Below are 25,204 nucleotides of genomic sequence, written 5' to 3'. Positions count from 1 at the left end.
AGCGGTCTGCGAAGAAAACCGTGGATTATCGCGTATCGTCCGTCGCGCCCCGATTTTCACTTCTGAACGAAGCGGGCTCGGCGTCGTCATACTGTTCGAGTGGTCCGCCATGCTGACACCGCGGCCGCGCAAATCGACGATGTAACGGAGTGGCCATGAAGACAGTATGGGGCGGTATCGTAGCGTCGGCGCTTATGATCGGCTGCACCGCGACGGCTTACGCGCAGCTTGTCGCTCGACCGGCCAACGCGGGCGGCTTTGGCTTGAATGGCGTGCAGTCCAACGGGCTCAACAACACGGGCGGCGCGGCGGCGAAGGGGCTGGGGGCGGGCGCCGGCACGAGCGGGGCGCCGGCCGTGGGAAGGACAAGCGGCGCGGGGGCAGGCCACGCACTCAGCAACATGCGGGCAAACGGCACGAACCTGAACGAAAGCCCGGACCCGCGTGCGCCGCCTCTCGCCGGAAGGCCATTACCGCCAAGTTCGCCGAATTAGTCAGCAAGCGGCGCGCGGCCGTCGCGTGATGTCCGCGTATAAAATGCACGCCTCTGCGACCGGATCCGATTCAAATCAAAGGGAGGTTGGCATGGCGTACGGCGAGCACAAATACAAGGTGTCGGTGCAGTGGACCGGCAATCGCGGAAGCGGCACGTCGGGCTACCGTGACTACGGGCGCGATCATGTGATTGCCGCTGGCGACAAACCCGAGCTTCCCGGGTCATCGGACGCGGCCTTTCTCGGCGACGCCAAACGCTGGAATCCGGAGGATCTGCTGGTCGCCTCGGCGAGCGCCTGCCATCAACTCTGGTATCTGCATCTATGCGCGGACGCCGGCATCACCGTCACCGCGTATCGCGACCATGCCGAAGGCACCATGCTCGACGATCCCAAGCAGGGCCGTTTTTCGCAAATCGTTCTGCGCCCGCACGTCGTGATTCGGGCGGGCGGCGATACTGAACTCGCCGCGCACTTGCATCACGTAGCGCACGAGAAGTGCTATATCGCGAACTCGGTCAATTTTCCGATTCTCTGCGAGCCGGTCATCGAAATCGAAGCGCATTGAGAGCGTCTTGCCCGGCTGCGCTTTGAAGCAGTCGTGCCCGGCCGCTCTTTCAGAGGCGGCATGCCTTGACGGCTTCTCAACGATTGCCGTCGAGCAGATCGCCAAGCAGTTCGTCGAACGCGGCTTGCGCGTCTTCGAGTTCCTGCAGCGCCGCGTCGAATGTTTGCAGCGCGAACTGCGAAGGCGTGCCGCTGCCGGCGGGCGGGAATTGCGATTGCAGCGACGCAAAGGCCGACTGCACCCGCTGCGTTGCGGTCAATACGCGCGTCATCGCGGCGGTTTCTTCGGCTCGTGCCTGTTCGTGATCCATGAGAACTCCAGATTCGTCGGGTCGGCTCGCGCCGTTTCAAAGGCGTGACTATGCCACGTTCGCGTTCAGGATAGCGGCAAGCCGCCGTTGGCTTTTACCTCTCGCAACGACAGCGCCGATTCCACCGATGTCACGCCTGGCAGGCTGCGCATCTCGTCGCGCATGAAGGTGCCGTAGTCGTCGAGGTCGCGCGCCACCACCTGCAGGATGTAATCGGCGCTGCCCGACACGTTGTGACACGCCAGAATCCGTGGGATGGCCTGCACCTCGCGCTCGAAGCGCGTCGCCACCGCGCGATCGTGCACGGCAAAACGGACATAGACGAAGGCCACCACGCCAAAGCCGAGCGCGGAGCGCGACAGCATGGCGCGGTACTGGTCGATATACCCGTCGTTTTCGAGGCGCTTGAGACGGCGCGCGCACGGCGTTTCGCTCAGGCCGACCGTTTCGGCCAGCCGCGCGTTCGACATGCGCCCGTCTTTCTGCAGCGCGGCGAGGATCGCGCGATCTGTTTTATCGAGGTCGATTGTCATGGCTCGGCGATGTCAATAGCGGTTTAGAGGAAAACATAAGCCCAGGCCGTAATGTTAGCGTATTCCTCCAAATCCAAAGAGGCTGGGCCAGTAATTCGCCAACAAACCCTCCGCCGGCAATAGCAAGATAGAGCCCTGAAAAACAGGAGCCTCTGATGATTTCCGCACACCTGCTGGCCGTCTATATCGCAGCGCTTTTCGTCGTTTATGCCGTGCCGGGTCCGGACATGGCGCTGGTGCTGCAAACCAGTATCGGACGCGGTGCGCGCAGCGGTTTTGCGGCTGCCGGCGGACTGGGTCTCGCGCGCGCCGCGCACGTGACGCTCTCGGCGTGTGGCGTGGCCGCGCTGTTGCGCAACGCGCCGTGGTTATACGACGTGGTGCGCTATGGCGGCGCGGTTTATCTCGCGTGGGTGGGCATCCAGATTTTTCGTTCGCCGGTGTTCGCGCTGCCTGACGGCGACACGGCGAAAGCCGCAGCGGGCGCTCCCGCAAACGGCGAGTCGCGCCCGCTGCGGGCTGCTTTCGTCAAAGGTCTGCTGACCAACTTGCTGAATCCGAAAGCGCTGTTGTTCTGTTCGGTGCTGCTGCCGCAGTTCGTGCGCCCGGAAGCGGGGCCGGTGGCTTTGCAGATGGTCGAGCTAGGCTTGGTGTTGCTCGCCATAGGCGCATGTTTCGACGTGATGTACGCGATCGGCGCTGCCCGCATCGCCAATTGGATGCGCGCCCATCCGCTGGCGCAAACGCTGCAGCGCTGGACCTTCTCGGCGGCGTTGATCGGATTTGCGCTGCGGCTTTCGTTGGACTGACGCGGCGCGAAGGCACGACGAGAAGCGCCGCGCTACGCATGGCGTCGCTTACTTGTTCAGCTTATGCTCGCGCCGCGAACGGTCCTCGATGATTTTCCTGCGATGCTTGTCTTTCATCTTCTTCCAGCTTTTGCATTCGTCGCGAGTGCGCAAACAGCCAATGCAGAAACCGGTTTTGCCGTCGAATTTGCAGATGTCGATGCAGGGTGAAGCAATGCTCATGGCGAAGGGCAATTAAAGAAAGGACTCGAAGACTCTCGCACGCGCCGTGCCCGCGCGCCAAGTGATTGTGTTAATAAAGCCGATAGAGCGCCACACCTCATTCGTGGCATCACAATCACCTGCTTACTCATCGTTAATGAAGACTTTTCTGCTTTATGCCGTGACCGCCGTTGCTGAAATTGTCGGCTGCTATTTGCCGTGGCGGTGGCTGAAAGAGGGCGGTTCGATCTGGCTGCTCGTGCCGGGCGCGCTCAGCCTTGCGTTGTTCGCCTGGCTGTTGACCCTGCACGGTACCGCCGCAGGCCGCGTTTATGCGGCTTACGGCGGTGTGTACGTGGCGGTGGCGATTGCCTGGCTGTGGTGCGTGGACAAGGTGCGGCCCACGCTGTGGGACGCGGCCGGCGTCGCCTTTACGCTGGCCGGCATGGCGATCATCGCGTTCCAGCCGCGCGTTTGAGCTGAAAGCGGGGGCGCGGCCCACACGTGTTTGCCGCGTCCTTCAAACGTCTCTCACCGACACTCATTGCTCATTCGCACAGACCTGGAAATCGTGCGGAACGTGCGCCTTACTTGATGCCGCCGAGATAGTCGAGCTTGCCGAGGTCGACGCCGTTGTGACGCAGAATGTCGTACGCCGTCGTGACGTGAAAATAGAAATTCGGCAGCACGAAACCGAGCAGATACGACAGGCCCGTGAACTCGATCGGGCCCGTGCGCATTTTCAACGTGATCTCGCGCGTTTCCGAACCGTCGATCTGTTCCGGCTTGAATTCCTTCAGGTAATCGATCGTCTTTTGAAGGCGGGCAGTCAGTTCTTCAAAAGTCTGTTCGACGTCGTCGAACTTCGGCGCCTCGACGCCGGCCAGACGCGCGGCGCAGCCCTTCGCGGTGTCGCTCGCGATATAGACCTGGCGCGTGAGCGGCAGCATGTCCGGTGCGAGCCGGGCGGTCGTGAACACCGTAGGCTCGATCTGCTTTTCGGCAGCGTGCGCTTCGGCTTTGCCCAGAATGACCTGCAGGTTTGTCAGGCCGCGGATCAACACGGGCAGTGATGCTTGATACATCGAAATTGACATGGGGCTTCCTCTGATTCTTTGATCGTGCGCGCGGATGGCGCGCGAGGCAACGTAACGGCTGGATTGCCGCTGCAGCATCATAGCGCGAGCGGTGGCGTATGCGTGTCGGTGCGGCGCGGCGCTGGCCATTCGGACAACTGCCGCGCACGCCGGAACTGTGTTTGAATGGATTGGTCGGACGGTTTGACGAGGTCCCTGAAACAGTAACTTCCCGCCGGCTTCGGGCAACGAGGTCGTGCAGGCGTGTGACGTGCTGGGTCCACTGTGTGGATTGCGCCGTCACGCTAACTGGAGAGTCGACACCATGGTCAACAAGCACCCGCTGCCAGGCAGTGAACGAACAGTGGAACAGGGTTCGAAAGTCGTGGGGCAATGCGATCCGGCGCAGCGGATCGAGGTGTTCGTCATGTTGCGCCGTCAGCAGCAGGCGCAGTTCGACGCGCTGATGAGCAAGATCGAAGCAGGCGATCCGGGCGTCAAGCCGCTTTCGCGCGAGGCGCTTGCCTCGGACTACGGCGCCGCGCCGGACGACATCGCCAAGGTCAAGGCCTTCGCCGCCGAACACGGGCTGACCGTGGTGCGCGAAGATCCGGCCGCGCGTTCGATCGTGCTGGGCGGCACGATTGCCCAGTTCCAGGATGCGTTTTCGGTGAAGCTGGAACATTACGAACATCACACGGCCGGGCAGTTCCGTGGCCGCACCGGCCCGATCAGCGTGCCGGACGATCTGCGCGGCGTGGTGGAAGCCGTGATGGGCCTCGACAATCGTCCGCAGGCGCGGCCGCACTTTCGCATCCGGCCGCCGTTCCAGCCGGCCCGGGCCCATCAGGCTTCCTTTACGCCGCCGCAACTCGCGTCGCTCTACCATTTTCCGCAAGGCGATGGCGGCGGCCAGTGCGTGGGTATCATCGAACTGGGCGGCGGGTACAACACGGCCGACCTCAAGTCCTACTTCGCGAGCCTCGGCGTCGCGTCGCCCACGGTGAAGTCGGTCGGCGTCGATCAGGGCAGCAATCAGCCGAGCGGCGATCCGAACGGACCGGACGGCGAGGTGACGCTCGATATCGAGATCGTCGGCGCGATCGCGCCCGGCGCGAAGATCGCGGTGTATTTCACGCAGAACAGCGACTCCGGTTTCATCGACGCGGTGAGCCGCGCGGTGCACGACACGACCAACAAGCCGTCGGTCATTTCGATCAGTTGGGGCGGCCCGGAGTCGAACTGGACCAGCCAGTCGATGCAGGCCTTCAACAGCGTGCTGCAGTCGGCCGCGGCCCTCGGTGTCACGGTATGCGCGGCGTCGGGCGACAGCGGTTCGAGCGACGGCGTGAGTGGCGGCGACCAGGTCGACTTCCCGGCTTCGAGCCCGTATGTACTGGCCTGCGGCGGCACGAACCTCACCGCGTCGGGCACTTCGATCTCGCACGAGGTAGTGTGGAACGACGGCGCGCAGGGCGGCGCGACCGGCGGCGGCGTGAGCCATGCCTTTGCGGCGCCGACGTGGCAAAAGGGCTTGTCCGCCACGTCGTCGAGCGGCGGCAAGAAGGCGCTCAGCGGGCGCGGCGTGCCGGACGTGGCAGGCGACGCTTCTCCGGTGACTGGCTACAACGTATTGATCGACGGTACGCAGACGGTGGTCGGCGGCACCAGTGCGGTCGCGCCCCTGTGGGCCGCGCTGATCGCGCGTATCAATGCGGCAAAAGGACAGCCGGCCGGGTTCATCAATCCCAAGCTGTACAAGACGCCGGGCGTGTGTAACGACATCACGCAAGGCAACAACGGTAGCTTCGCGGCAGCCACGGGCTGGGACGCCTGCACGGGGCTCGGCAGTCCCAATGGTCAGAAGGTGGCGGCCGCACTATAGTCTGCAACACACGCCCCGAAGCAGGTCTGCTTTGGGGGCGACGTACAAGACGTGAACGAACCCATGGAGCGATCATGACGAACACAGAGTCAGCTTCCGTTAGTCCGCAGTCGTCGCACAATGCTCACGCTTCGGCTGCACCGGCCGCACCCGCGGCACCGGCAGCGGCCGGCTCACCGCACCATGCCGGCGATCAGCCGTTCTTCGATCCGGTCGCATACGGTAACGGGCCGGACGATTCCGTCACCGATACCGCGGAGACCGCTGCGATCACGCATCATTCGGTTACCATCGGCGGGCGCAAGATCAACTACACGGCGACGGCGGGACACCTCGTGATCGTCGACCCGAGCAGTTCGCAACCGGAAGCCCGGATGTTCTACGTGGCCTTCACGCAGGACAAGCAGAAAGAAGAAGCGCGGCCGCTCACGTTTTTCTATAACGGCGGGCCGGGATCGTCGTCGGTGTTCGTGCTGCTGGGCTCGTTCGCGCCGCGTCGCATCAAGACGTCGATGCCGAGCTTCACGCCGCCCGCGCCCTATTCGATGGAAGACAACCCGGACAGTCTGCTGGACAAAAGCGACCTCGTCTTCATCAATCCGGTCGGCACGGGCTACTCGGCGGCGATTGCCCCGAAGAAGAACCGCGACTTCTGGGGCGTCGATCAGGATGCCGACTCGATCAAGCAATTCATCAAGCGCTTTCTGACCAAAAACAACCGTTGGAACTCGCCCAAGTACCTGTTTGGCGAGTCGTACGGCACGGCGCGTAGTTGCGTACTCGCTTACCGTTTACATGAAGACGGCGTCGATCTGAACGGCATTACGCTGCAATCGTCGATTCTCGATTACACGCAGTCCGGCAACCCGGTCGGCACGCTGCCCACGGCGGCAGCGGACGCGTGGTATCACAAGAAGCTCGGCATCGCGCCGCGGCCAACCGATCTCGGCACGTTCGCCGAAGAAGTCGCGCAATTTGCGCGCACCGACTATCTGGCCGCGCTGCGTAAATTTCCGACCACAGACTCGGCAACGGTCGAAAAACTCAGCGAATACACCGGGATCGATAAAACGACCTTGCTTGCCTGGAGTCTGGATATCGCGTCGTACGACAGCCGGGGTAATTCGCTATTCCTGACTACGCTGCTGAAATCCAAAGGTCTCGCGCTCGGCGAATACGACGGCCGCGTGACGGCGATCGGCACGGGCATTGCGGGCAAGATCGACCCGAACTCCGGCGGCAACGATCCGACCATGACGGCGGTCACCGGCGTCTATACGACGATGTGGAACGTGTATCTGAACGAGCAGTTGAAATACACATCGAATTCGTCATTCACCGACCTGAACGATCAGGCCTTCCAGTACTGGGACTTCAGTCACATCGATCCGACAGGCGCGCAGAAGGGGGTGGACGCGAAGGGCAACATCATTCTGTACACCGCCGGCGACCTTGCCGCCGTCATGGCGCTCAATCCCGATCTGAAGGTGCTGTCGGCCAACGGCTTCTTCGATTACGTGACGCCGTTTTATCAAACTGTGCTCGATCTGCAGCAGATGCCGCTGCTCAGTCAGCAGGTCCGGCAGAATTTGTCGGCGCGCTTTTATCCGTCGGGGCATATGGTCTATCTCGACGGCGGATCGCGCACCGCGCTGAAGGCGGACCTCGCGAAGATGTACGAAACCACCGTGTCCGACACGCAGGCCATGTTCCGTATTCGTGCGCTGCAGGCGCGTGTGCCGAGGTAGCGTCACATTGACACGGAGCGTGGCGGACGCCTCTCGTGAGGAACGCGCGGTGTTGCGCGTGATTCGCGAGCGGCGTCCGTAAGCGGGAAGGGGGATTGGCGGCGCGCGAGGGCGCCGCCGCCGGTTGCTGCCGTCTATGAAACCCGCAGATTGCGATCTATGCACGCAGCGCGCACACGTAGGCTTTCTTACATAGGCGTTTTGAATGTGTTTTAATTAGTCTGCGAATTGAACTATTGCGTGCCGTTCCCGGCGCGCCGACGAATGAACGCAGGCATTGCAGACAGGCGTCGCACTCAACACCTCAGCGACCCGACCGGTAGTACGTATGAAACGGCCGCGCCGGCGCACGCACGCCGATGCCGCGCTACGCGTCCTTCGCGCGGCGCGCGCATCGTGCTCGCACTCGGCTCGGCGGCGCTATTCGCTGTGTGCATGGGCGAAGCCCGCGCACAGGGCACCGGTATGCTCGACGAACGTGTCACGCAGCAGTCGGTGGGCGAGACGATTTGCCGCCCTGGCTATGCTGACACGGTCGCGCCGCCGTTCGACGAACTGATGGCGCACAAAGACCGCATGCTCGCCGCGCGCGGCATCGACGCGGACAATGGCGCTGCCTTCGCGCTCGATCGGCGCGTGCCGATCGTGCTCGGCGGCTCGCCGGACGCTCCCGCCAATCTCGATCTGTTACCGTGGGCGGGCCACCAGGGCGAGCGCCGCAAGGCGCGCGCCGCGGTCATGCTCAAGCGCTGCGTCTGCGAAGGCAAAATGAGTCTCGCCGAAGCGCAGGCCGCGATTGTCGGCAACTGGTCGGTCGTTTATTCGGGCTTCGGCCAGACGTCTTGCGACGTGAGCCGGCTCGACGTCGCCACGGGCGGCGATATTGGCCGCGGCGCCGGGCACGACAACCCGCCATGAGGGCGGCCGATTCGCCTGCGTCGCCAGTTTCGTTCATTCGCCCGGCTTGCGGTTCGCAAGCCCGCCCCCATCTTGTTTTCGGAGAATCATCATGATCCATTCACGTGTTGCCGTCATGGCGCTTTCGTTTGGCTGCCTGTTCGGTAGCAGCGCGGTGTTCGCCGCTGAGCCGGTTCGTTGCGGTCAAGCCGGAGCGCTGCAGATTCGCGGCGATGTGCCGGCGGCGATCAGCTTCGACGTGTACCGCCAGTTGCGGCCGTTGAGCGCGCAACGTGTTGCGCTGTTCCAGTCCGCAGGCGAGGTGAAGCGCCTGCCTGACGGTCTCGCGGTATGCGAAGTTGCCGACGACGGCGTCGACGATCCGTCCGCGGTGCTGGTGCAGTTGCCGCGGGGTAAGAATACGTGGTGGGTCAGCGCGGCCAACGTGCAAGCGGCGGACTGATCGCGACGATCAGCCCGCCTTTTGCGCACGTCCCCCGCAGGATGCCGTGGCGATGCGTGGCCGCGGTCCGGTTTTCGCGCCCACGCATTGCGTTCGACGCGTTTGCCGGGTCTGTACCGGAAAATGAAGCGCTGTTTTGCTATTTTTGACGCCGCTTATTCAGGTACAGTGCATTAACGGAGATTTGAGTTCCGTTTTACTACGCTGTGTCACATCGCTTTTGCTGTGATTTGTGGCTATCCTGAACACAGGACGAAATTCGCAGGGGAGAATTAAATGCTTGCCTTCTATTTGTCATTGGCTGCCTTGGGCGCTGCCGGCGCCGCATTGATCCGCCAACTTGCTGCCGCGCAGGCGAAACAGCGTGCTGCATTGCGCCCCGTGCGCGTTGAGGGCACAGGGCGCAACGCGCGCCGAGGGTAGGCTGCATGAACCTGATCGTTCGCAACATCGCCCAGTCGTGTAGCGAGCAGGAAGTGCGGGAATTCCTGAAGCACGAACTCGGGCATTACGCAAAAAACATCGAAGTGGTTGACGCCGGCAAGCCGGGCGCCTACGCCACGGTCGAGCTGGACGCCGAAGTGCCCTATGTGGGCGAGGTCATCGCGCGGCAGATTCAGGGCAAGCAGCTAGGTGGTCTGGCGCTGGAGGCCAGCGCCGATCTGTTCACCGACGAACCGCCGAAAGCTGAGTGAGCTGACGCGATCGAGCGAGCCTGAATCTGGCGAGCAAGACGACCGCGCTTCGGCTGACGCATAGCCGACATGACAACGCCGCTGCATTGCGCACGTCAGCTGCACACCCATCACTTTTTCAATCTTCGCTTGCCTGTACCGGCCAGTCGAACGGCGTGTACGGCAACGCCCGCTTATGACGCGTGGCGTCGTAATAGCGCAGGATGGTCGCGCGCGCCGTGTCGCTTACCGGTTTGCCTTCCAGAAAATCGTCGATCGCATCGTACGGTATGCCATAGGCATCTTCATCGGGTCGTTGCGGACGCAACATCTCGAGGTCGGCGGTCGGCACCTTGTGCGCCAATTCTTCCGGCGCGCCTAACGCCTTCGCGACCGCGCGCACACGACGCTTGTTGAGCCCCGCGAGCGGCAGCACGTCGGCGCCACCGTCGCCGAACTTGGTGAAGAAGCCCATGACCGACTCGGCCGCGTGATCCGTGCCGATCACCACACCGGCCCGCGCACCGGCCACCGCGTATTGCGCAATCATGCGTTGCCGCGCCTTGATGTTGCCATGCACGAAGTCCTGTTGCGATTCGTCCTTGAATAGCACGCCGCTCTTGTCCAGCGCGGCAAGCATCGAGTCGGCTGCGGGCTTGATGTCGATGGCGAGATTTTCGTCAGCGCGAATGAAGCGCAATGCCTGTTGGGCGTCGGCTTCGTCTTTCTGTTCACCGTAAGGTAGACGTATTGCGACGAAGTGTGCGTCGTACTCCTCGGAGCGCAATCGTTCGACCGCGAGTTGCGCAAGCCGGCCGGCCGTTGTCGAGTCCACGCCGCCACTGATTCCGAGCACGTATGTTTTCAGGCCGCTGCTGCGCAGATAATTCGCGAGAAAAGCGACCCGCCGCTCGATTTCTGATTCGGTGTCGAACCCGTCGCTAATGTGCATTTCTTGAGAAATGTCCGCCTGGCGTGCGACTGGATCGTGTTGCGTCATGATTCCTTTTGCTCCTTGCGCGCTCGCGCATGTGTCGAACGATTAACGTTGCGCGCGCAACGGCCGTAAGAGGCACAGCCGCGCGCCGGTAAGACGGCAGTTTTTGGTTGATACGCTGCGCCGCATCCGTTTTTCAGAGTTTATTCGCCGTCGATTAGCTTTAAATCAACTTCGCGTCGCTTTCAATTTGTCGCGTGGAACAGCAAATGTGTCCGGGTATTACAGCTATATATCCGAATCGTCGAAACTTCATCGACAGATTGCTATGTGCTTAGTAACATCCTCGGTCTGAGAGCGCCGCGTAAGCCGGCGGGCAGTCAATAATAATCAGGTTTGCTCCAATAAGCGATGAACTACTCCAATCGGCCTGGCCAGCCTGTAGTGGACCGCCTGACCTTCGCGTCGGTAGATCGTCCGCGCGACGCGTCGCGTCATTTGTATCGACTCACCGTGCGGAGCGTCACGCGCAAATTGCCTTCTTTTCTCCGTCTAACGCAAGCGCTGGGCGCCGCCCTTTGCGGGTTGTCCTGCGGCGCGGCGATCGCCGCCTCGGCACCCGCGGCGGCGTCGGCGGCGCACGTGGCGAGTCGTCCGCAGGCGAGCGTCAGCGCGTCCGCTGTCGCCGCGCCCGATGCCGCCGGCGTGGTCGATCCGCGCCGCGCATTCATCCTGCGGGACGTGTTCGCGCAGAGCGTCACACGTAAGCTGGTGGTGCCGGCGGCGGATCAGCAAGCCTATGCGGATCGCCTGCAAGCAGTGCTCGACGCGCACATGCTGGGCGATTTATCGGGCGAGTATGTCGTGCTGGTCGATCGAAACGCCAATGTCCAGGCGCTCTTCATCTATTTTCGCGCCGCGCCGGCGGATGTCTGGCAGATGATCGGCGCGTCGCCGGTCTCGACCGGGCGGCCGGGCGAGTATGACCACTTCGTCACGCCGCTCGGCGTGTTCGAACATACGCCCGCCAACATGGATTTCCGCTCGGAAGGCACGCAGAACGAAAACCATATTCGTGGTTATGGCAAACGTGACATGCGGATCTTCGACCTCGGCTGGGCAGAGGGCGAGCGTGGCTGGGGCAAAGGCGGGATGTCGCAGATGCGCTTCCAGATGCATGCCACCGACCCTGACCGACTCGAACCGCTGCTCGGCATTCGTCATTCGAAGGGTTGCGTGAGGATTCCCGCCTCGCTCAATACGTTTCTCGATCACTACGGCATTCTCGACGCCGAGTATGCGGCGCTCGTCGAGTCGGGTAGATCGCTGTGGGTGTTGAAGAGCGATCGTCAGGTGACGCCGTGGGCAGGGCGATACATCGTCGTGCTGGATTCGGAACGCAAGAGCCGCCCGGCATGGGCGCCCGCGCCGGGCGGCAAGGCGCGCGCCAATGTGCCGGCCGGGGCGGACACGGCGGATTGATGCGCGGTCGCGGCGCTGAATGTGGGCGTGCCAGTCCGTTTGGTGCGGGCGCGTCACCTCGTTCAGCGAGAGTGTGCCTGCCCCGTTTGGCGCGATCACGTCGGATCGTTCAGCGAGAGTACGTTAGCCCGTTTGGCGTGATCACGTCAGCTCGTTCGGCGAGAGTGCGCCAGCCCGTTTGGCGCGATCACGTCAGCCCGCTCAGCGCGAGCGCGCCAGCACCACGCCCACCAGCGCCACGGCGAAACCGGCGACCTGCAGCGGCAGCAAGGTCTCGCCGAAGCCCGCATACCCTTCGAGCGCGGCGAGCGGTGGAGCGAGAAACATCAGCGCGGTGGCGCGGGCCGCGTCTCCACGTCTGACCATCCACACGAGCAACGTGACGCTGATGCCCGAGAGCATCACGATGCCCCACGCCAGCGACGCCCACAGCGTAGGCGACGCAATCCAGCGATGCTCACCGAGCGCCAGCACGAGCACGCCCGCGACGAGCGCCGCGCCGAGGTTCTGCACCGCGCTCGCGCTGCGAATATCGGCCTTGGCAAGCGAAGTCTTCTGAAACAGCGTGCCCGCGGTAATCGCGCCGATCGCGGCGATCGAGATCGCTACGACCAGCCAGGCGGGCGCGCTGCCGTGCGGTGTCGCCGGGCTGGCCGCCGCCAGCTTCGGTTCGAGGACCAGCACGACGCCGGCGAGGCCGAGCGCCATGCCGCTCCAGCCACGCCGCGACAACCGTTCGCCGAAGAGCGGCGCGGCGACGGCAGCCGTTGCCAGCGGTTGAAGCGCGCCGAGCAAAGCCATCACACCCGCGCTCAAGCCTTGGGCGACGGCCCAGTAGCCGGCGCCGAGATACACGCCTTGCAGCAGCGCGCCCGCCACCAGATGTTTGCCGAAGTCGCGCCTGCCAGGCCACGCGGCGCGTGCCGCCAGCGCGGCCAGCGCGAAGATCAGCGCCGTGCCGCCGAAGCGCGCGAGCAGGAAAAGATTGGGATCGGCATAGGGCGTGATCGCGCGGGCGACCACGAAACCGGTCGACCACAACACGACGAAGACGGCGGCGATTAAAGAAGCGAGCATCGGAAAGGGGGGTGTAAAAAGCCGCCATCTTGTCGGGATAGGCGATGCGTGTCTTGTTCGAAGCTGCAATCGGCGAGGCAGTGCAACGCAACGCAACGCGTAACGCAACGCGTAACGCAAAGCAACGCGTAACGCAAAGCAATGCGTAACGCAAAGCAATGCGTAAGGCAAAGCAATGCGTAAGGCAAGGCAATGCGTAAGGCAAGGCAACGCGCAAGGCAAGGCAACGCGTAAGGCAACGCAACGCGGCAAGGCACCGCAACGCGCAAGGCACCGCACCGCACCGCGGGTTGACACCCCGCCGCATGCCCCCACCAACGCCATCACCACATCAGCAGCACAGTCCCCGCACCGAGCACGCCACCGCACACGGCGCACGCCCACAGCAGCGCGCGCGTGCGCCGGTATTCCCGGCCGATCTCCAGCATGAGCTGCGCATTCTGCTGCGGCTTGCGCGCACGATCATGCTCATGCTGCAGATACCGAACCGCCAGTTGCGGCACGCGCGGCAGCATATGCGCGAGGTGCGGCAACTCGCGCGTGATCCGCTTGATCCAGCCGCGATGGTCGATGTCGCGCCGCGCGATATCCGCCAGCACGCCGCGTGTGATATTCCACGTGTCGACGCCTGGATGCAGCGCACGCGCCAGCATTTCCGCTTGATGAAACGAGCGTTGCGCGCTCGCGAGCCGCCCGGGCACCGCGCCGTCGAACGGATGCACCGCGTGCAGCAGATGATGAAACAGCGAACCCGCCGAGCGGTCTTCCGGCTCGGCCGCGAAATGCGCTTCCGCGCGCGTGCGCAACTCGGCTTCGAGCACCTCGGCGCGCGTGTCGTGCGGCACGTGCCCGGCATCGCGATGCATTTCGGCGAGGCGCGCGTAGTCCTGGTCGAACAGCGCGGTTGCGCCATGCACGAAGAACTCGCGCTCGCCGGTCGAGAGGCTCGACATGATCGAAAACTCCGCCAGCACGAGACGCCCGAGCGTGTCCGGTTCGACGCTCACCCGCACGCGGCGCGCGTCGAGTGTGGCGTGGAAGAAGCCATGTTCGAACGCCTGCTCGGTCACCACTTCGACGATATGCGCGGCGAGCGGCGCGAGTTTGATGTGATGCGCGTGCAGACCGGGCAGATCGTTCGCCGGCAAGGTGCTGACGCGTTGCATCGTCAGCGTGTAGTGGGTGCAGAGATCCCAGATCACGCCCGGCACGACGATGCGCGCGTCGCCGTCGAAATGATGGCCGGTCTGGCTCAGATTGGCGGCTTCCGCGCGCAGATCGAAGCGGCGCAGGATGTCGTCCGTGAAGGTCTGCGCCTGCGCGCGCAGTTGCAGGCGGCGCGCGGTGCCGGAGAGCTTCTCCAGCCAGCGCGCGACCCAGCGTAGCAGCGCGAGTTCGTCGCCGATCTGCTGCAACTGGTCGGCGCGCACGAGCTTGATCGCCACTTCGCAGTGACCGTTCACCGGCGCGAGCAGCCGTGCAAAATGCGTCTGTTCGGCGAAGCCGCCGCTTACCGGCACCAGATCCACGGCACTGAAAAGCGTGGCGAGCGGCTTGCCGAAGGCGCGCGCGAGTGCCTGTTCCGCCTCGCGCGGCGGCAGCGGAGCTTCCATGTGATCGATCGCGTCGAGCGCGTCGTGCAGAGTGCCGGTCGCGAGTTCGGGCCGTTCGACCAGGGTTTGCGCGAACCGCTCCGCCAGCGGTCCGAGTGCGGGCAGCACGCCGTTCAGGCTCTGGCCGCCGCGGCCTGCCGCGTGCACGCGGCCGACCAGCCCGATCATCCAGTGCAGCTTGTGATCTTGCGGAGCGGCAAGCCAGATCAGGCGCGCGCCGTAACGCAGCGCGTGGAACAGCAACAGTAGACGGCGAAACAGTGGCGGCATCGGCAGTTCGGTTGACGGGGCACGCGTGCGTTCAAAGCTATCGAAGGACGATCGCGCGCGGCCTGGGCGTTCAGGTTAGCAGGTAAGCGCGCCGAGGGGAGCATCGCCGCGCGTCGCGTAATACAATACGCCGGCCTTCTCAAACCGTGGCGAAACCCAAGCGTGCCGGCTTCCGGCCTTTTATCGATGCTCGCAGAACAACGTCACCAATACATCCTGGCGCAAGTCGCCAAAACGGGCGCGCTTTCAGTCGCGGAACTGGTACGCGAATTGAACGTGTCGCGCGAAACCATTCGCCGTGACCTGAACGCGCTGGCCGGGCGCGGCCTGCTGGTCACGACGCACGGCGGCGCGCTGTCGAGCGACCGGCGCGAGCCCGACCTCGACACACGCGAAGCGGCGAACGCCGGCGCGAAGCGCGCCATCGGCGAGCGCGCGGCGGAGTTTGTGCCGGACGGCGCGTCGCTGATCATCGATTCGGGCAGCACCACGCAAGCGGTGGCGCGGGCGCTGCTCGACCGGCATCGGCTGTCGGTGTACACGAACGACTGGCGCATCGCGCTGCTGCTCGGCCGGCGTAACGACAACCGCGTCACGCTGCTGGGCGGCGAACTGTCTGATATCGAAGACGCCACCTTCGGGCTCGATACGGTTCATCAACTCACGCAGTACCACGCGGACTTTGCCTTCATCGGCGCGGGCGGGATTTCGCCGGACGGCTATCTGACAGACTACAGCCGCATGGCCGCGGAGGTGCGCAGCCGCATGATCGCCGCTGCGGACATGGTGGTGATCGTTGCCGATCATTCGAAGTTCGGCCGCGTGACGCCGGTGCGCATCAACGGTATCGAGTCGGCGCGTTACCTCGTGACCGAATTGGCTCCGGAGCGCGCTCTCGGCAAGGCGATCACGGCGCATGGCCCGGAAATCCTGATCGCCTGAGCGTGCGTGCCACGGCGAGCCTGTCTATTTCACAGGGATGTCGAACCGTTCGAGCGTGCGGCCGATCGCGGCCGCCGTGTCGAGCAGTTCGCTCGCATCGATCGCGCCGATGCAACCCACGCGAAACGATTCCACCTGAGTCAGTTTGACCGGAACCAGCAGGGAGCCCAGGCGCGGCACGAGCGTGCCGGGCGCCGCTTCGACCGCGAACGTCCCGCTGCGTTGAAGCGGTGCGCATGCATAGTCATTTTCGCCATGTACGATCTTCACCGGGTCGGCGCATGCGCTGTCGGTCATGCGGTTGAACGCGGCGTGCCGCGAATCCCAGCCGCGCGGCAGTGCGTCGCGCGTCCGCGTGGAAGTGGTGAGCGGGCCTGGCCATCAACAGGTTCAGGTCGTTTCGATGGATCACACGAGCCTCCACAATTGTCTGAAAAGAGCCGCCGTCGAGACCAGATGACGAAAAGATTCATTTGGATATTATTGGCGAATTGTGTCATTTTTTGGAATTGAGCAGAATCGTCATGGCGTTGTCACGGAAACCTGTGATCCTTGCCGTGCCCGTTCAGGCATGGCTGGCAGCGCGAGCGTCGTAGGTGGGCTGTAAGTCGGGCAGGAAAAGAGGGTACAAGAAGCAGCAAAGTTGTTGGCAATCTGCAATCCGCATGATCCGCACACGGCTTGATGCGGGCAACACGCAAGCGGCGCGGCGCTACCGCCGTTCAATCACAACAGGTATCGGGATATCCCGACCGTCTGGTTTTTTGCCTTTCGGAGAAAGCGACATGACAAAGACGAATTCCCTTCACGCTACGGCCGGTCTCGCACGCAAACTGTTGCCGGCGCTGGTCGCCGCGGCAGCCTTCGGCGCCACGGCCATGCAGGCGCACGCGGCCGACGCCGTGGTGCTCTACACCGCCGACGGCCTCGAGAACCTCTACAAGGACGTGCTGCCGGCCTTCGAAAAGAAGGAAGGCGTGAAGGTCAACATCGTCACGGCGGGCAGCGGCGAAGTGGTGAACCGCGCCACCATCGAAAAAGATCAGCCTAAGGCGGACGTGCTCGTCACGCTGCCGCCGTTCATCCAGCAAGCCGACCAGAGCGGCCTGCTGCAGGCTTACCAGAGCGCCAACTACAAGAACGTGCCGGCGATCGCCAAGGCGTCGAACGGCGCGTGGGCGACCTTCGTGAACAACTACTTCTCGTTCGCGATCAACCCGGAAGTCACCAAGACGGCGCCGAAGACCTTCGCCGACCTGCTGCATCCGGACTTCAGCGGCAAGGTTGCCTACTCGAACCCGGCCACGGCGGGCGACGGTATGGCGGTGATCATCCTGACGTCGTCGCTGATGGGCGAAGACAAGGCGTTCGACTATCTGAAGAAGCTCGAAAACAGCGCCAAGTTCCACACCAAGGGCACGGGCTACCTCGACGTGCTGCTCTCGCGTAACGAAATCGCGGTTGCCAACGGCGACCTGCAAATGGATCTGGACGACGCGGCCAACGGCGGCCTGTCGCTCAAGCCGATTTTCCTCGCGCACGAAGGCGGCCAGCCGACCACGTTCCAGCTGCCGTACGCAATCGGCCTGATCAAGAACGGTCCGAACCAGGCCGAAGGCAAGAAGCTGATCGACTACCTGATGTCGACGGAAGTGCAGTCGAAGGTGCCGGACATCTTCGGTATTCCGGGCCGTACCGACGTGCCGCTGGCAGGCAAGAACGGCGAAATCGTCAAGCAGGCGATCGCCGGCGTGAAGCTGATTCCGGTGGACTGGACTCAGGTGATGGCCAAGAAGGCCGACTGGACCGCGCGCTGGAAGAATGAAGTGATCGGTTCGTCGGGCAAGCAGATCGAAGTGGTCAAGCCGAAGTAAGCCGTCGTTCGTCACGCAATCGACCTCACTCGGGACGTAGCCGGGTGACGTCACAGAGTCAGGCGGCGCCTTGGGGACTCGCTCCCGAGGCGCTGCATCAGCATTAATCCAGTTGGAGGATGAACCCGGTGAATACGGCCAGTCTTGCTCACCCAGGCGCGCTCGGCGCCTCACCGGACGCGCTCGATGCCGCGCGTTCGAATACGCCGGGCGGCGTGCAGATCGACCATCTGACGGTGCGCTTCGGTTCGCGCACGGTGCTCGACGATCTGTCGCTGACCATCCAGCGCGGCGAGTTGCTCACCGTGCTCGGCCGCAGCGGTTGTGGCAAGACGACCTTGTTGCGCTTCATCGCCGGGTTTATCGAAGCCGACGGCCTGTCCGGTACGCTGACCGTCGCCGGTCACGACCTCACGCACGTGCCGCCGCACAAGCGCAATCTCGGCCTGCTGTTTCAGAGCTATGCGCTGTTTCCCCATTTGTCGGTATTCGAGAACGTCGCCTTTGGCTTGCGTGCGCGCCGCACACCGGCCAAAGACGTGGCCCGGCGTGTCGCCGATGCGTTGAAGCTGGTACAACTCGGCGACGCCGGTCACGTGATGCCCGCGCAACTGTCGGGCGGCATGCAGCAGCGCGTGGCGCTCGCGCGCGCGCTGGTGATCGAACCCGATGTATTGTTGCTCGACGAACCGCTTTCCGCACTCGACGCCAATCTGCGTGCATCGGTGCGTTCCGAACTCAAGGCGCTGCATGAGCGCCTGCCGAATCTGACGATCGTCTGCGTGACGCACGATCAGGACGACGCGCTGGTGCTGTCCGACCGCACGCTGCTGATGCGCGAAGGCCGCATCGCGCAACTCGGCACGCCGCAGCAGTTGTATGACACGCCGGCCGACGGGTTTGTCGCGCGTTATCTGGGCGCGGCCAATCTGCTGCCGCCGCAGATCGCGTTCAGCATGAGCGACGCGCGCTATAACGAGCGCGAGCGCGTGGCCTGTCTGCGTCCCGAGGCGTTGCGTATCGTGCCGCTCGGCGAAGGGCACTTGCATGGCACGATCGCCTCGGTCGAATGGTACGGCGCGGTGTTGTCGATATCCGTTGCACTGGACGCCATGCCCAACGAGCCGGTGCTCGTCACCATGCAGCGCGGCCACGGCATGATGCCGGAGAAGGGCGCGCGTGTTTCCCTGCGTTACGAGGCTGACGATGTCGTCCTTATCAACCCCTGATACGCCCAACCCGCTCGGCACGGCCGCCGCCGATGCCGCCGCCGCGCGCCGCAGCGCCAGCGCCGCCTCGCATAGCGCCGCGGTGAAGCGCCGCGAACGCGTCGCGCAATGGCATTTGCTTTTCATCGCCGTGGTCGTGCTCGGGCCGTTGGTGATCTATCCGCTCGTGCGTCTGGTGCTGCTCAGTCTGACCGGCCCGCACGGTTTGAGCCTGCACGCCTATTCGGCGTTCTTCGGCAATCCGGAAACGAGCGGCGTGATCGGCACGACGCTGTGGATCCTGTTCGCCAGTGCCGGGCTCGCGTCGCTGCTCGGCGTCGCGCTGGCGTCGATCCTGTTCTTCAAGCCGTTCCCCGGCGCGCGGATGATCACGCGCTTTCTCGAACTGTTCGTCGCGTTCCCGTCGTTTCTGGTCGCGTTCACGTTGATCTTTCTGTACGGCTCGCAAGGTTCCGTCAGCATCGGCTTGCAGAGGCTCTTTCATCTGCAGGCGCCGCCGCTCGATTTCCTGTTCGGCGTAGGCGGCGTGATTCTCGCGGAAGTCGTGTTCTACGCGCCGTTCGTGGTGCGTCCCACGCTGGCTTCGTTCGCCACGCTCGACATGCGCCTGATCGAAGCCGCCCGCAGCCTCGGCGCGAACGGCTGGATGGTCGCGTTCAAGGTGATCCTGCCGCTCGCATGGCCGGGCATCGCCGCGGGCACGATCCTGTGCTTTCTGCTCACGCTCAACGAGTTCGGCATTCTGCTCGTGCTCGGCAGCGCGCATCTGATCACGCTGCCGGTGGCGATCTACAGCTCCGCCACGGTCGATCTCGATCTGCCGACCGCCGCCGCCGGCGCGGTCGTGATGCTGATCATGTCTTTGTCGCTGTACGCGTTGTACCGCCAGGTCAACCGTCGCAAGGTGAAAGGAGCGGGCCATGGCCGTTGAACTCGACCCGACCGTTTTGCCGGTCATGCACAAGAAAGCCCGGCCGGTGCGCCGCAGCCTGGTGGTGCGCATGCTCGGCGGCCTGTTTCTCGGTTTTGCCGCGTTGCTGTGCTTCTGGCTGTTCGTGTTGCCCGTGCTGGTCGTCGCGCTCTCGAGCGTGGCCGCGCACTGGTCCGGCACGATCCTGCCCGACGGCTTCAGCATGCGCTGGTTCGAGCGTCTCGGTTCGAGCGATTTCGACGCGCTCACCACCAGCCTCGAAATCGGCATGGGCGTCGCGGTGCTCGGCACGATTCTCGGCCTGTGGCTCGCGCTCGCGCTCGAAGGGCGTGACCGGCGTGGCCTCGGCGCCTTCGTCGACACCATTGCGATGATGCCCAACGGCGTGCCGAGCGTGGTGCTCGGGCTCGCGGTGCTGATCGCGTATCACAAGCGTCCGTTCGATCTGTCGAGCTCCGCGGCGATCGTCGTGTTCGTGCAGCTCGCACTGGTGCTGCCGTTCTGCTACCGCTGCGCCGCCGCCGCGTTGCGTCCGGAGCTGACGATTCTGCGCGAAGCGGCGGCAAGCCTGGGTGCGCCGCCTTCGATGGTGTTGCGCCGGGTCGTGCTGCCGCAACTGGTGCCGGCGATCCGCGCGAGTCTCGCGCTGGGTTTCGCACTCTCGCTCGGCGAACTCGGCGCCACCCTCACCGTGTATCCGCCGGGCTTCGCGACGGTGCCGATCGTGGTCGTCGGGCAGGTGGAGCGCGGCTATTACCTGCCGGCCTCCGCGCTGTCGCTGATTCTTCTGCTGGTCTCGCTGGCCGCGCTGTTGTTGATCGCGGCGCGCGTTCCGCGCCGTCGGGCGGACTGACGGGCAACTTCTGATGCGTCAGCAGGCGCGCCTCGACGGCGGGCCTGCACTTATCGATGTGGCAAAAATTGTCAAAATGACCGAATATATGCAAACTGCTTCTGTCGATCCGATCGAGGTTGTGCGCAGGCATTCGCTGACCACGCTGGTTCGCGACGAAATCGAACGGCACATCATCGAGGGGGCGCTCGCGCCCGGCGACAAGCTCAACGAAGCCGACTGGGCGACGCGGCTGCAGGTGTCGCGCGGTCCGGTGCGCGAGGCGTTTCGCGCGCTGGAGCAGGCCGGCCTCGTGCGTACCGAGAAGAACCGCGGCGTGTTCGTGCGGACGGTGTCGCTGGCGGAAGCCGACGAGATTTACGCGGTGCGCGCGGTGCTGGAAGAGGCGGCGTGCCGGATGCTGGCGGTGAGTATCGATGCGCGCAAGCTCGCGGTGTTGCGCGATTGGCTCGACGCCATGCGCGCGGCGCTCGACGCCCAGGATCACGATGCGTACGCGCGCGCGAATGTGGCATTTCACGATGCGCTGGTAGCGGCATCGGGCAATCTGAAGCTGTATGAGACGTACCGAAGGCTGGTGTGCGAGTTGAGTCTGTTTCGGCGTGCCGCGCTGGTCGTGCATGCCGATGCGATGGAGCGCTCGCTGGCCGAGCATCGCGCGATCTTGACGGCGCTGGCGTCGCGCGAGCCCGAGCAGGCCGCGGCGTTGATGCATGCGCACGTGAACGGCGGCTTGCAGCGCGCCCATGCGGCATGCGAACCGGAAGGAACGCTGGGCGTGGTGCGGATGCCGCCGGCATCGAACGAATAAAAGACGGGCAACGGACTGACTACAACACGCGTGCCCCGCACGCATGGAAGGCAACGATGGCAAATACGAGCACAGGCACGAACGAACGCACGATCGAAGTCAACGGCCGCCGCTACCGGCTACCTTCGCAACCGACGGTCGTGGTGTGCGTCGACGGTTGCGAGTTCGACTATCTCGAAGCCGCGGTCGCGGCGGGCGTCGCGCCGTTCATCGGCAAGATGCTCAAAGGCGGCGGCGCGTTCAAGGGCGACTGCGTGATCCCGTCGTTCACCAACCCGAACAATCTCTCGATCGTGTGCGGCGTGCCGCCTTCGGTGCACGGCATCTGCGGCAATTACTTCTGGGATCCGGACGCGAACGGCGGCGAGGGCGCGGAAGTGATGATGAACGATCCCGCGTATTTGCGCGCCGGCACCTTGCTGGCCGCTGCCGCCGAAGCCGGCGCCGCAGTGGCCGTGGTCACCGCGAAAGACAAACTGCGCCGGCTGCTCGGCTGGCAGTTGAAGGGCATCTGCTTCTCGGCGGAAAAAGCCGACAAGGTAACGCTGGAAGAAAACGGTATCGACGAAGTCCTTGACCTGGTTGGCTTGCCGGTGCCCGACGTCTACAGCGCGGGGTTGTCCGAGTTCGTGTTCGCCGCCGGCGTGCGGCTCGCGCAAACGCGCAAGCTCGATCTGATGTATCTGTCGACGACTGATTACATCCAGCACAAGTTTGCGCCCGGCACCGAGGGCGCGAACGCGTTCTACGCGATGATGGACGGCTATCTTGCAAAGCTCGACGCGCTCGGCTGGGTGATCGGCCTGACCGCCGATCATGGCATGAATGCGAAGCACGATCCGCAGACCGGCGAGCCGAATGTGATCTATCTGCAAGACGTGCTGGACGAGTGGCTCGGCGCCGGCCGCGCGCGTGTCATTTTGCCGATCACGGATCCGTACGTGGTGCATCACGGCGCGCTCGGCTCGTTCGCAACGATTTATCTGCCGCGCGATGTCAGCGTCGCGCAGGTGATCGAACGGATCGGCGGCATGCAAGGGATCGAAGCCGTGCTCGACAACCGCGCCGCGTGCGAGCGCTTCGAACTGCCGAATGACCGCGTCGGCGATATCGTCGTGGTCAGCACGAAGCATGTCGTGCTCGGCACGCGGCGCGATGAGCACGACCTGTCGGGCCTGACCGTGCCGTTGCGCTCGCACGGCGGTATCTCCGAGCAGGAAGTGCCGCTGCTGTTCAACCGGCGCGTCGAAGCGTTGCCGTCCAGCAGTGCCGGCAATGGCGGCAAGCGACTGCGTAACTTCGATATCTTCGACATTGCCTTGAATCGCGTGTCGGCATCATGAACGCCACGCTGCGGGACCATCCGGCTTTTCGGGCGGAAGCGCTGCGGCTCAAAGGCGAACGCGTGACGCGCTCGCGCACGCTCGACGTGTTCGATCCTTATACGGGAACACGCGTGGGTACGGTCCCGTTGGCGAGCGTCGACGACGTGCGCGCTGCGTTCGAATATGCGGCAGCCTATCAGGCTCAGCTCACGCGTTACGAACGCTCGCAGATTCTCGAACGCGCGGCGGCGCTCATGCGTGAGCGCACCGAAGAGGCATCGGATCTGATTTCGCTCGAATCCGGTTTGTCGAAGCAGGACTCGCGTTACGAGATCGGCCGCGTGGCCGATGTGTTCAAGTTCGCCTCGATCGAAGCGTTGCGTGACAACGGGCAGAGCTTTTCCTGCGATCTGACGCCGCATGGCAAGAAGCGGCGCGTGTTTTCACAGCGCGAGCCGCTGGCGGGCGTGATCGTCGCGATTACCCCGTTCAACCATCCGATGAACCAGGTTGCGCACAAGATCGCGCCGGCCATCGCGACCAATAATCGGGTGGTGCTGAAGCCGTCGGAAAAGGTGCCGCTGTCGGCGCTCTATCTCGCCGACGTTCTATACGAAGCCGGTTTGCCCGCGCCGATGCTGCAGGTGCTGACCGGCGACCCGCGCGAAATCGCCGATGAATTGATCACGCATCCGTTGGCGGAGCTCGTCACGTTCACGGGCGGTGTGGCGATCGGCAAATACATCGCGGGCAAGGCGGCATACCGGCGCGTAGTGCTGGCGTTGGGCGGCAACGATCCGCTGATCGTGCTCGAAGACGCCGATCTCGACCGCGCGGCGACGCTTGCCGTGCAGGGCTCGTACAAGAACTCCGGGCAGCGGTGCACTGCGGTCAAGCGGATGCTGGTTCAAAAGAGCGTGGCTGCGGACTTCACCGATCTGGTCGTCGAGAAGACGCGGGCCTGGTCTTTCGGCGATCCGTTCGATGCGTCGAACCAGATGGGCACCGTGATCGACGTTGCCGCGGCGCAGCTCTTCGAAGCGCGGGTGAGCGAGGCGGTGGCGAGCGGGGCGCGTCTGCTGAGCGGCAACCAGCGCAACGGCGCGCTGTACGCGCCGACGGTGCTGGACCGCGTCGACCCTTCCATGACGCTGGTGCGCGAGGAAACCTTCGGACCGGTGTCGCCGATCATCACCTTCGACACGCTCGACGACGCCATCCGCATCAGCAACGGCACGCCGTTCGGGTTGTCGTCAGGCGTGTGCACGAACCGGCAGGATGCGATCACGCGGTTCATCAACGAATTGCGCGTGGGGACAGTCAACGTGTGGGAAGTGCCCGGCTACCGGATCGAGCTGACGCCGTTCGGCGGCATCAAGGACTCCGGGCTTGGCTATAAGGAAGGTGTTCAGGAAGCCATGAAGAGCTTCACCAATCTGAAGACCTTTTCATTACCGTGGGAGTGATAGCGTGGCATTGAGTGTGAAGGACATCCGTTCCCTGTTTGAACAGTACGGCAATCTGGCTTATAGCGGCGAGCCGGTGACGCAACTCGAACATGCCTTGCAGAGCGGCTTGTTGGCGGAAGAGGCTGGCGCTGACGAGGAACTGGTCGCCGCGGCGTTTCTACACGACCTCGGCCACCTGCTCAATCTGCAGGGTGAGACGCCGACGGAGCGGGGCATCGACGATCTGCATCAGTATTTCGCGCTGCCGTTCCTGCGGCCGGTGTTGTCGGAGGCGGTGTTGGAGCCGATTCGGCTGCACGTCGACGCCAAGCGCTGCCTGTGCGCCATCGACAATACCTATTTCGGCCAGCTTTCCGCCGATTCCGTGCGAAGCCTGGAATTGCAGGGCGGCATCTTCAGCAAGGAGGAGGCGGAGGCGTTTCTGCAGAAGCCTCACGCGGAAGACGCGTTGCGCCTGCGCAGATGGGACGATCTCGCCAAGGAAGAGAACCGCGCGACGCCGGATCTCGCGCACTATCTGGGCGTTGTCGAGCGAGCGATGCTTAAATACGCGGCTGTTTGAACCTCTTGACGGTGTTTGAGCTGCTTGAACTGTTCAAGGTCTGTTTGAGGGGGGGTGATTGAGGCGGCTTTGGCCCTACGCGCGCTTCCTCGTCTTCTGATTCGTTCGTCGTTTCCGCATCGTTTCTGGCGCAATCCATGCGTATCAAAATAAGGCTTGCAAGGCGCTGGG

27 protein-coding genes and 1 pseudogene are annotated in these 25,204 nt (G+C 63.8%); 19 read left to right on the top strand and 9 right to left on the bottom strand.

What is annotated here, in order from left to right; genetic code table 11:
* Positions 1-155: 155 nt before the first annotated feature.
* The gene (locus P0D68_RS24285) at positions 156-494 is read left to right on the top strand and encodes a hypothetical protein (protein WP_408300731.1); all 339 of its coding nucleotides are present in this window, start codon (positions 156-158) and stop codon (positions 492-494) included.
* 91 nt (positions 495-585) lie between these two features.
* On the top strand, positions 586-1,062 hold the full coding sequence (locus tag P0D68_RS24280) for an OsmC family protein (protein WP_408300729.1): 477 nt from the start codon (positions 586-588) through the stop codon (positions 1,060-1,062).
* Positions 1,063-1,138: 76 nt separating this feature from the next.
* On the opposite strand, the gene P0D68_RS24275 is transcribed toward P0D68_RS24280, so the two are convergent.
* Positions 1,139-1,372 carry a hypothetical protein gene (locus P0D68_RS24275; RefSeq protein ID WP_091802324.1) on the bottom strand — a complete coding sequence of 78 codons (234 nt, stop codon included), beginning with the start codon at positions 1,370-1,372 and terminating at the stop codon, positions 1,139-1,141.
* Between the two features lie 65 nt (positions 1,373-1,437).
* Positions 1,438-1,905 carry an Lrp/AsnC family transcriptional regulator gene (locus tag P0D68_RS24270; protein ID WP_408300727.1) on the bottom strand — a complete coding sequence of 156 codons (468 nt, stop codon included), beginning with the start codon at positions 1,903-1,905 and terminating at the stop codon, positions 1,438-1,440.
* Positions 1,906-2,060: 155 nt separating this feature from the next.
* On the opposite strand from P0D68_RS24270, the gene P0D68_RS24265 reads away from it, so the two are divergent.
* A complete protein-coding gene (locus P0D68_RS24265) occupies positions 2,061-2,714 on the top strand; it encodes a LysE family translocator (protein WP_408300725.1) in 654 nt (217 codons plus the stop codon).
* Between the two features lie 48 nt (positions 2,715-2,762).
* Here P0D68_RS24265 and P0D68_RS24260 read toward each other — a convergent pair whose 3' ends face one another.
* Positions 2,763-2,936 (bottom strand): DUF1289 domain-containing protein, encoded by a 174-nt coding sequence (locus P0D68_RS24260; RefSeq protein ID WP_091802317.1) that lies wholly within the window; start codon positions 2,934-2,936, stop codon positions 2,763-2,765.
* A gap of 136 nt (positions 2,937-3,072) precedes the next feature.
* On the opposite strand from P0D68_RS24260, the gene P0D68_RS24255 reads away from it, so the two are divergent.
* Positions 3,073-3,393 carry a YnfA family protein gene (locus P0D68_RS24255; RefSeq protein WP_091802314.1) on the top strand — a complete coding sequence of 107 codons (321 nt, stop codon included), beginning with the start codon at positions 3,073-3,075 and terminating at the stop codon, positions 3,391-3,393.
* Between the two features lie 109 nt (positions 3,394-3,502).
* Here the strand turns inward: P0D68_RS24255 and P0D68_RS24250 are convergent, their stop codons facing one another.
* Positions 3,503-4,012 (bottom strand): DUF1993 domain-containing protein, encoded by a 510-nt coding sequence (locus P0D68_RS24250; RefSeq protein ID WP_091802311.1) that lies wholly within the window; start codon positions 4,010-4,012, stop codon positions 3,503-3,505.
* A gap of 304 nt (positions 4,013-4,316) precedes the next feature.
* Between P0D68_RS24250 and P0D68_RS24245 the strand changes: the two genes are divergently transcribed.
* The 5 genes from P0D68_RS24245 to P0D68_RS24225 all read left to right on the top strand — a co-directional run bounded on the left by P0D68_RS24245 (position 4,317) and on the right by P0D68_RS24225 (position 9,679).
* Positions 4,317-5,876 (top strand): S53 family peptidase, encoded by a 1,560-nt coding sequence (locus P0D68_RS24245; RefSeq protein ID WP_408300723.1) that lies wholly within the window; start codon positions 4,317-4,319, stop codon positions 5,874-5,876.
* A 74-nt stretch (positions 5,877-5,950) separates the two neighbouring features.
* Positions 5,951-7,624, top strand: coding sequence for a S10 family peptidase (locus P0D68_RS24240; RefSeq protein WP_408300721.1), 1,674 nt, complete (start codon positions 5,951-5,953; stop codon positions 7,622-7,624).
* A 264-nt stretch (positions 7,625-7,888) separates the two neighbouring features.
* Positions 7,889-8,542 carry a hypothetical protein gene (locus P0D68_RS24235; protein ID WP_408300719.1) on the top strand — a complete coding sequence of 218 codons (654 nt, stop codon included), beginning with the start codon at positions 7,889-7,891 and terminating at the stop codon, positions 8,540-8,542.
* A gap of 91 nt (positions 8,543-8,633) precedes the next feature.
* Positions 8,634-8,984, top strand: a complete 351-nt coding sequence (locus P0D68_RS24230) for a hypothetical protein (protein ID WP_408300717.1) — start codon at positions 8,634-8,636, stop codon at positions 8,982-8,984.
* A 428-nt stretch (positions 8,985-9,412) separates the two neighbouring features.
* Positions 9,413-9,679, top strand: coding sequence for a hypothetical protein (locus P0D68_RS24225; protein ID WP_091802295.1), 267 nt, complete (start codon positions 9,413-9,415; stop codon positions 9,677-9,679).
* A gap of 118 nt (positions 9,680-9,797) precedes the next feature.
* On the opposite strand, the gene nadE is transcribed toward P0D68_RS24225, so the two are convergent.
* Entirely contained in the window at positions 9,798-10,658 is an 861-nt protein-coding gene (nadE, locus tag P0D68_RS24220; protein WP_408300714.1) for an NAD(+) synthase, read from the bottom strand.
* Between the two features lie 348 nt (positions 10,659-11,006).
* Between nadE and P0D68_RS24215 the strand changes: the two genes are divergently transcribed.
* Positions 11,007-12,077 (top strand): L,D-transpeptidase, encoded by a 1,071-nt coding sequence (locus P0D68_RS24215; RefSeq protein WP_408300712.1) that lies wholly within the window; start codon positions 11,007-11,009, stop codon positions 12,075-12,077.
* A 201-nt stretch (positions 12,078-12,278) separates the two neighbouring features.
* Here the strand turns inward: P0D68_RS24215 and P0D68_RS24210 are convergent, their stop codons facing one another.
* Both P0D68_RS24210 and P0D68_RS24205 read right to left on the bottom strand, forming a co-directional pair.
* Positions 12,279-13,154 carry a DMT family transporter gene (locus P0D68_RS24210; RefSeq protein ID WP_408181865.1) on the bottom strand — a complete coding sequence of 292 codons (876 nt, stop codon included), beginning with the start codon at positions 13,152-13,154 and terminating at the stop codon, positions 12,279-12,281.
* Between the two features lie 323 nt (positions 13,155-13,477).
* Positions 13,478-15,037 (bottom strand): ABC1 kinase family protein, encoded by a 1,560-nt coding sequence (locus P0D68_RS24205; RefSeq protein ID WP_408300710.1) that lies wholly within the window; start codon positions 15,035-15,037, stop codon positions 13,478-13,480.
* A 186-nt stretch (positions 15,038-15,223) separates the two neighbouring features.
* Here P0D68_RS24205 and P0D68_RS24200 point away from each other — a divergent pair, with 186 nt between their 5' ends.
* A complete protein-coding gene (locus tag P0D68_RS24200; RefSeq protein ID WP_091802278.1) occupies positions 15,224-15,979 on the top strand; it encodes a DeoR/GlpR family DNA-binding transcription regulator in 756 nt (251 codons plus the stop codon).
* A 150-nt stretch (positions 15,980-16,129) separates the two neighbouring features.
* Here P0D68_RS24200 and P0D68_RS24195 read toward each other — a convergent pair.
* Positions 16,130-16,357, bottom strand: a pseudogene (locus tag P0D68_RS24195) (2-aminoethylphosphonate--pyruvate transaminase); the annotation flags it as partial.
* Between the two features lie 407 nt (positions 16,358-16,764).
* On the opposite strand from P0D68_RS24195, the gene phnS reads away from it, so the two are divergent.
* The 8 genes from phnS to P0D68_RS24155 all read left to right on the top strand — a co-directional run bounded on the left by phnS (position 16,765) and on the right by P0D68_RS24155 (position 25,033).
* Entirely contained in the window at positions 16,765-17,853 is a 1,089-nt protein-coding gene (gene phnS, locus P0D68_RS24190) for a 2-aminoethylphosphonate ABC transporter substrate-binding protein (protein ID WP_408300708.1), read from the top strand.
* A 128-nt stretch (positions 17,854-17,981) separates the two neighbouring features.
* The gene (gene phnT / locus P0D68_RS24185; RefSeq protein ID WP_408300706.1) at positions 17,982-19,082 is read left to right on the top strand and encodes a 2-aminoethylphosphonate ABC transport system ATP-binding subunit PhnT; all 1,101 of its coding nucleotides are present in this window, start codon (positions 17,982-17,984) and stop codon (positions 19,080-19,082) included.
* Positions 19,060-20,013, top strand: coding sequence for a 2-aminoethylphosphonate ABC transporter permease subunit (locus tag P0D68_RS24180; RefSeq protein WP_408300704.1), 954 nt, complete (start codon positions 19,060-19,062; stop codon positions 20,011-20,013). Before phnT ends, P0D68_RS24180 begins: the two co-directional genes overlap by 23 nt.
* Positions 20,003-20,866 carry a 2-aminoethylphosphonate ABC transport system, membrane component PhnV gene (phnV, locus tag P0D68_RS24175; RefSeq protein ID WP_091802269.1) on the top strand — a complete coding sequence of 288 codons (864 nt, stop codon included), beginning with the start codon at positions 20,003-20,005 and terminating at the stop codon, positions 20,864-20,866. The genes P0D68_RS24180 and phnV overlap by 11 nt, the downstream gene beginning before the upstream one ends.
* 76 nt (positions 20,867-20,942) lie before the next feature.
* Positions 20,943-21,677 (top strand): phosphonate utilization associated transcriptional regulator, encoded by a 735-nt coding sequence (locus tag P0D68_RS24170; protein ID WP_091808760.1) that lies wholly within the window; start codon positions 20,943-20,945, stop codon positions 21,675-21,677.
* 56 nt (positions 21,678-21,733) lie between these two features.
* Positions 21,734-23,020 carry a phosphonoacetate hydrolase gene (gene phnA / locus P0D68_RS24165; protein ID WP_408300702.1) on the top strand — a complete coding sequence of 429 codons (1,287 nt, stop codon included), beginning with the start codon at positions 21,734-21,736 and terminating at the stop codon, positions 23,018-23,020.
* Complete coding sequence (gene phnY, locus P0D68_RS24160; RefSeq protein WP_408300700.1) at positions 23,017-24,468, top strand: phosphonoacetaldehyde dehydrogenase; 1,452 nt, start codon at positions 23,017-23,019, stop codon at positions 24,466-24,468. Before phnA ends, phnY begins: the two co-directional genes overlap by 4 nt.
* Positions 24,469-24,472: 4 nt before the next feature.
* The gene (locus P0D68_RS24155) at positions 24,473-25,033 is read left to right on the top strand and encodes a phosphonate degradation HD-domain oxygenase (protein ID WP_408181846.1); all 561 of its coding nucleotides are present in this window, start codon (positions 24,473-24,475) and stop codon (positions 25,031-25,033) included.
* Here P0D68_RS24155 and P0D68_RS24150 read toward each other — a convergent pair.
* Positions 25,014-25,204 (bottom strand): hypothetical protein (locus tag P0D68_RS24150; RefSeq protein WP_408300698.1); only part of this gene is annotated, 191 nt, incomplete at its 5' end. The genes P0D68_RS24155 and P0D68_RS24150 overlap by 20 nt on opposite strands.

The organism is Paraburkholderia sp. RL17-380-BIE-A, assembly GCF_046028085.1.
Classification (GTDB): Bacteria; Pseudomonadota; Gammaproteobacteria; order Burkholderiales; family Burkholderiaceae; genus Paraburkholderia.
Note: the sequence above shows the minus strand (reverse complement) of the source record. Positions and strands in the feature narration are given on the sequence as shown.

Bases quoted from the DNA above. Each gene is read 5' to 3' on its own strand.
- P0D68_RS24285 (WP_408300731.1), top strand. From the start codon at position 156: ATGAAGACAGTATGGGGCGGTATCGTAGCGTCGGCGCTTATGATCGGC.
- P0D68_RS24280 (WP_408300729.1), top strand. From the start codon at position 586: ATGGCGTACGGCGAGCACAAATACAAGGTGTCGGTGCAGTGGACCGGC.
- P0D68_RS24275 (WP_091802324.1), bottom strand. From the start codon at position 1,372: ATGGATCACGAACAGGCACGAGCCGAAGAAACCGCCGCGATGACGCGC.
- P0D68_RS24270 (WP_408300727.1), bottom strand. From the start codon at position 1,905: ATGACAATCGACCTCGATAAAACAGATCGCGCGATCCTCGCCGCGCTG.
- P0D68_RS24265 (WP_408300725.1), top strand. From the start codon at position 2,061: ATGATTTCCGCACACCTGCTGGCCGTCTATATCGCAGCGCTTTTCGTC.
- P0D68_RS24260 (WP_091802317.1), bottom strand. From the start codon at position 2,936: ATGAGCATTGCTTCACCCTGCATCGACATCTGCAAATTCGACGGCAAA.
- P0D68_RS24255 (WP_091802314.1), top strand. From the start codon at position 3,073: ATGAAGACTTTTCTGCTTTATGCCGTGACCGCCGTTGCTGAAATTGTC.
- P0D68_RS24250 (WP_091802311.1), bottom strand. From the start codon at position 4,012: ATGTCAATTTCGATGTATCAAGCATCACTGCCCGTGTTGATCCGCGGC.
- P0D68_RS24245 (WP_408300723.1), top strand. From the start codon at position 4,317: ATGGTCAACAAGCACCCGCTGCCAGGCAGTGAACGAACAGTGGAACAG.
- P0D68_RS24240 (WP_408300721.1), top strand. From the start codon at position 5,951: ATGACGAACACAGAGTCAGCTTCCGTTAGTCCGCAGTCGTCGCACAAT.
- P0D68_RS24235 (WP_408300719.1), top strand. From the start codon at position 7,889: ATGAACGCAGGCATTGCAGACAGGCGTCGCACTCAACACCTCAGCGAC.
- P0D68_RS24230 (WP_408300717.1), top strand. From the start codon at position 8,634: ATGATCCATTCACGTGTTGCCGTCATGGCGCTTTCGTTTGGCTGCCTG.
- P0D68_RS24225 (WP_091802295.1), top strand. From the start codon at position 9,413: ATGAACCTGATCGTTCGCAACATCGCCCAGTCGTGTAGCGAGCAGGAA.
- nadE (WP_408300714.1), bottom strand. From the start codon at position 10,658: ATGACGCAACACGATCCAGTCGCACGCCAGGCGGACATTTCTCAAGAA.
- P0D68_RS24215 (WP_408300712.1), top strand. From the start codon at position 11,007: ATGAACTACTCCAATCGGCCTGGCCAGCCTGTAGTGGACCGCCTGACC.
- P0D68_RS24210 (WP_408181865.1), bottom strand. From the start codon at position 13,154: ATGCTCGCTTCTTTAATCGCCGCCGTCTTCGTCGTGTTGTGGTCGACC.
- P0D68_RS24205 (WP_408300710.1), bottom strand. From the start codon at position 15,037: ATGCCGCCACTGTTTCGCCGTCTACTGTTGCTGTTCCACGCGCTGCGT.
- P0D68_RS24200 (WP_091802278.1), top strand. From the start codon at position 15,224: ATGCTCGCAGAACAACGTCACCAATACATCCTGGCGCAAGTCGCCAAA.
- phnS (WP_408300708.1), top strand. From the start codon at position 16,765: ATGACAAAGACGAATTCCCTTCACGCTACGGCCGGTCTCGCACGCAAA.
- P0D68_RS24180 (WP_408300704.1), top strand. From the start codon at position 19,060: ATGTCGTCCTTATCAACCCCTGATACGCCCAACCCGCTCGGCACGGCC.
- phnV (WP_091802269.1), top strand. From the start codon at position 20,003: ATGGCCGTTGAACTCGACCCGACCGTTTTGCCGGTCATGCACAAGAAA.
- P0D68_RS24170 (WP_091808760.1), top strand. From the start codon at position 20,943: ATGACCGAATATATGCAAACTGCTTCTGTCGATCCGATCGAGGTTGTG.
- phnA (WP_408300702.1), top strand. From the start codon at position 21,734: ATGGCAAATACGAGCACAGGCACGAACGAACGCACGATCGAAGTCAAC.
- phnY (WP_408300700.1), top strand. From the start codon at position 23,017: ATGAACGCCACGCTGCGGGACCATCCGGCTTTTCGGGCGGAAGCGCTG.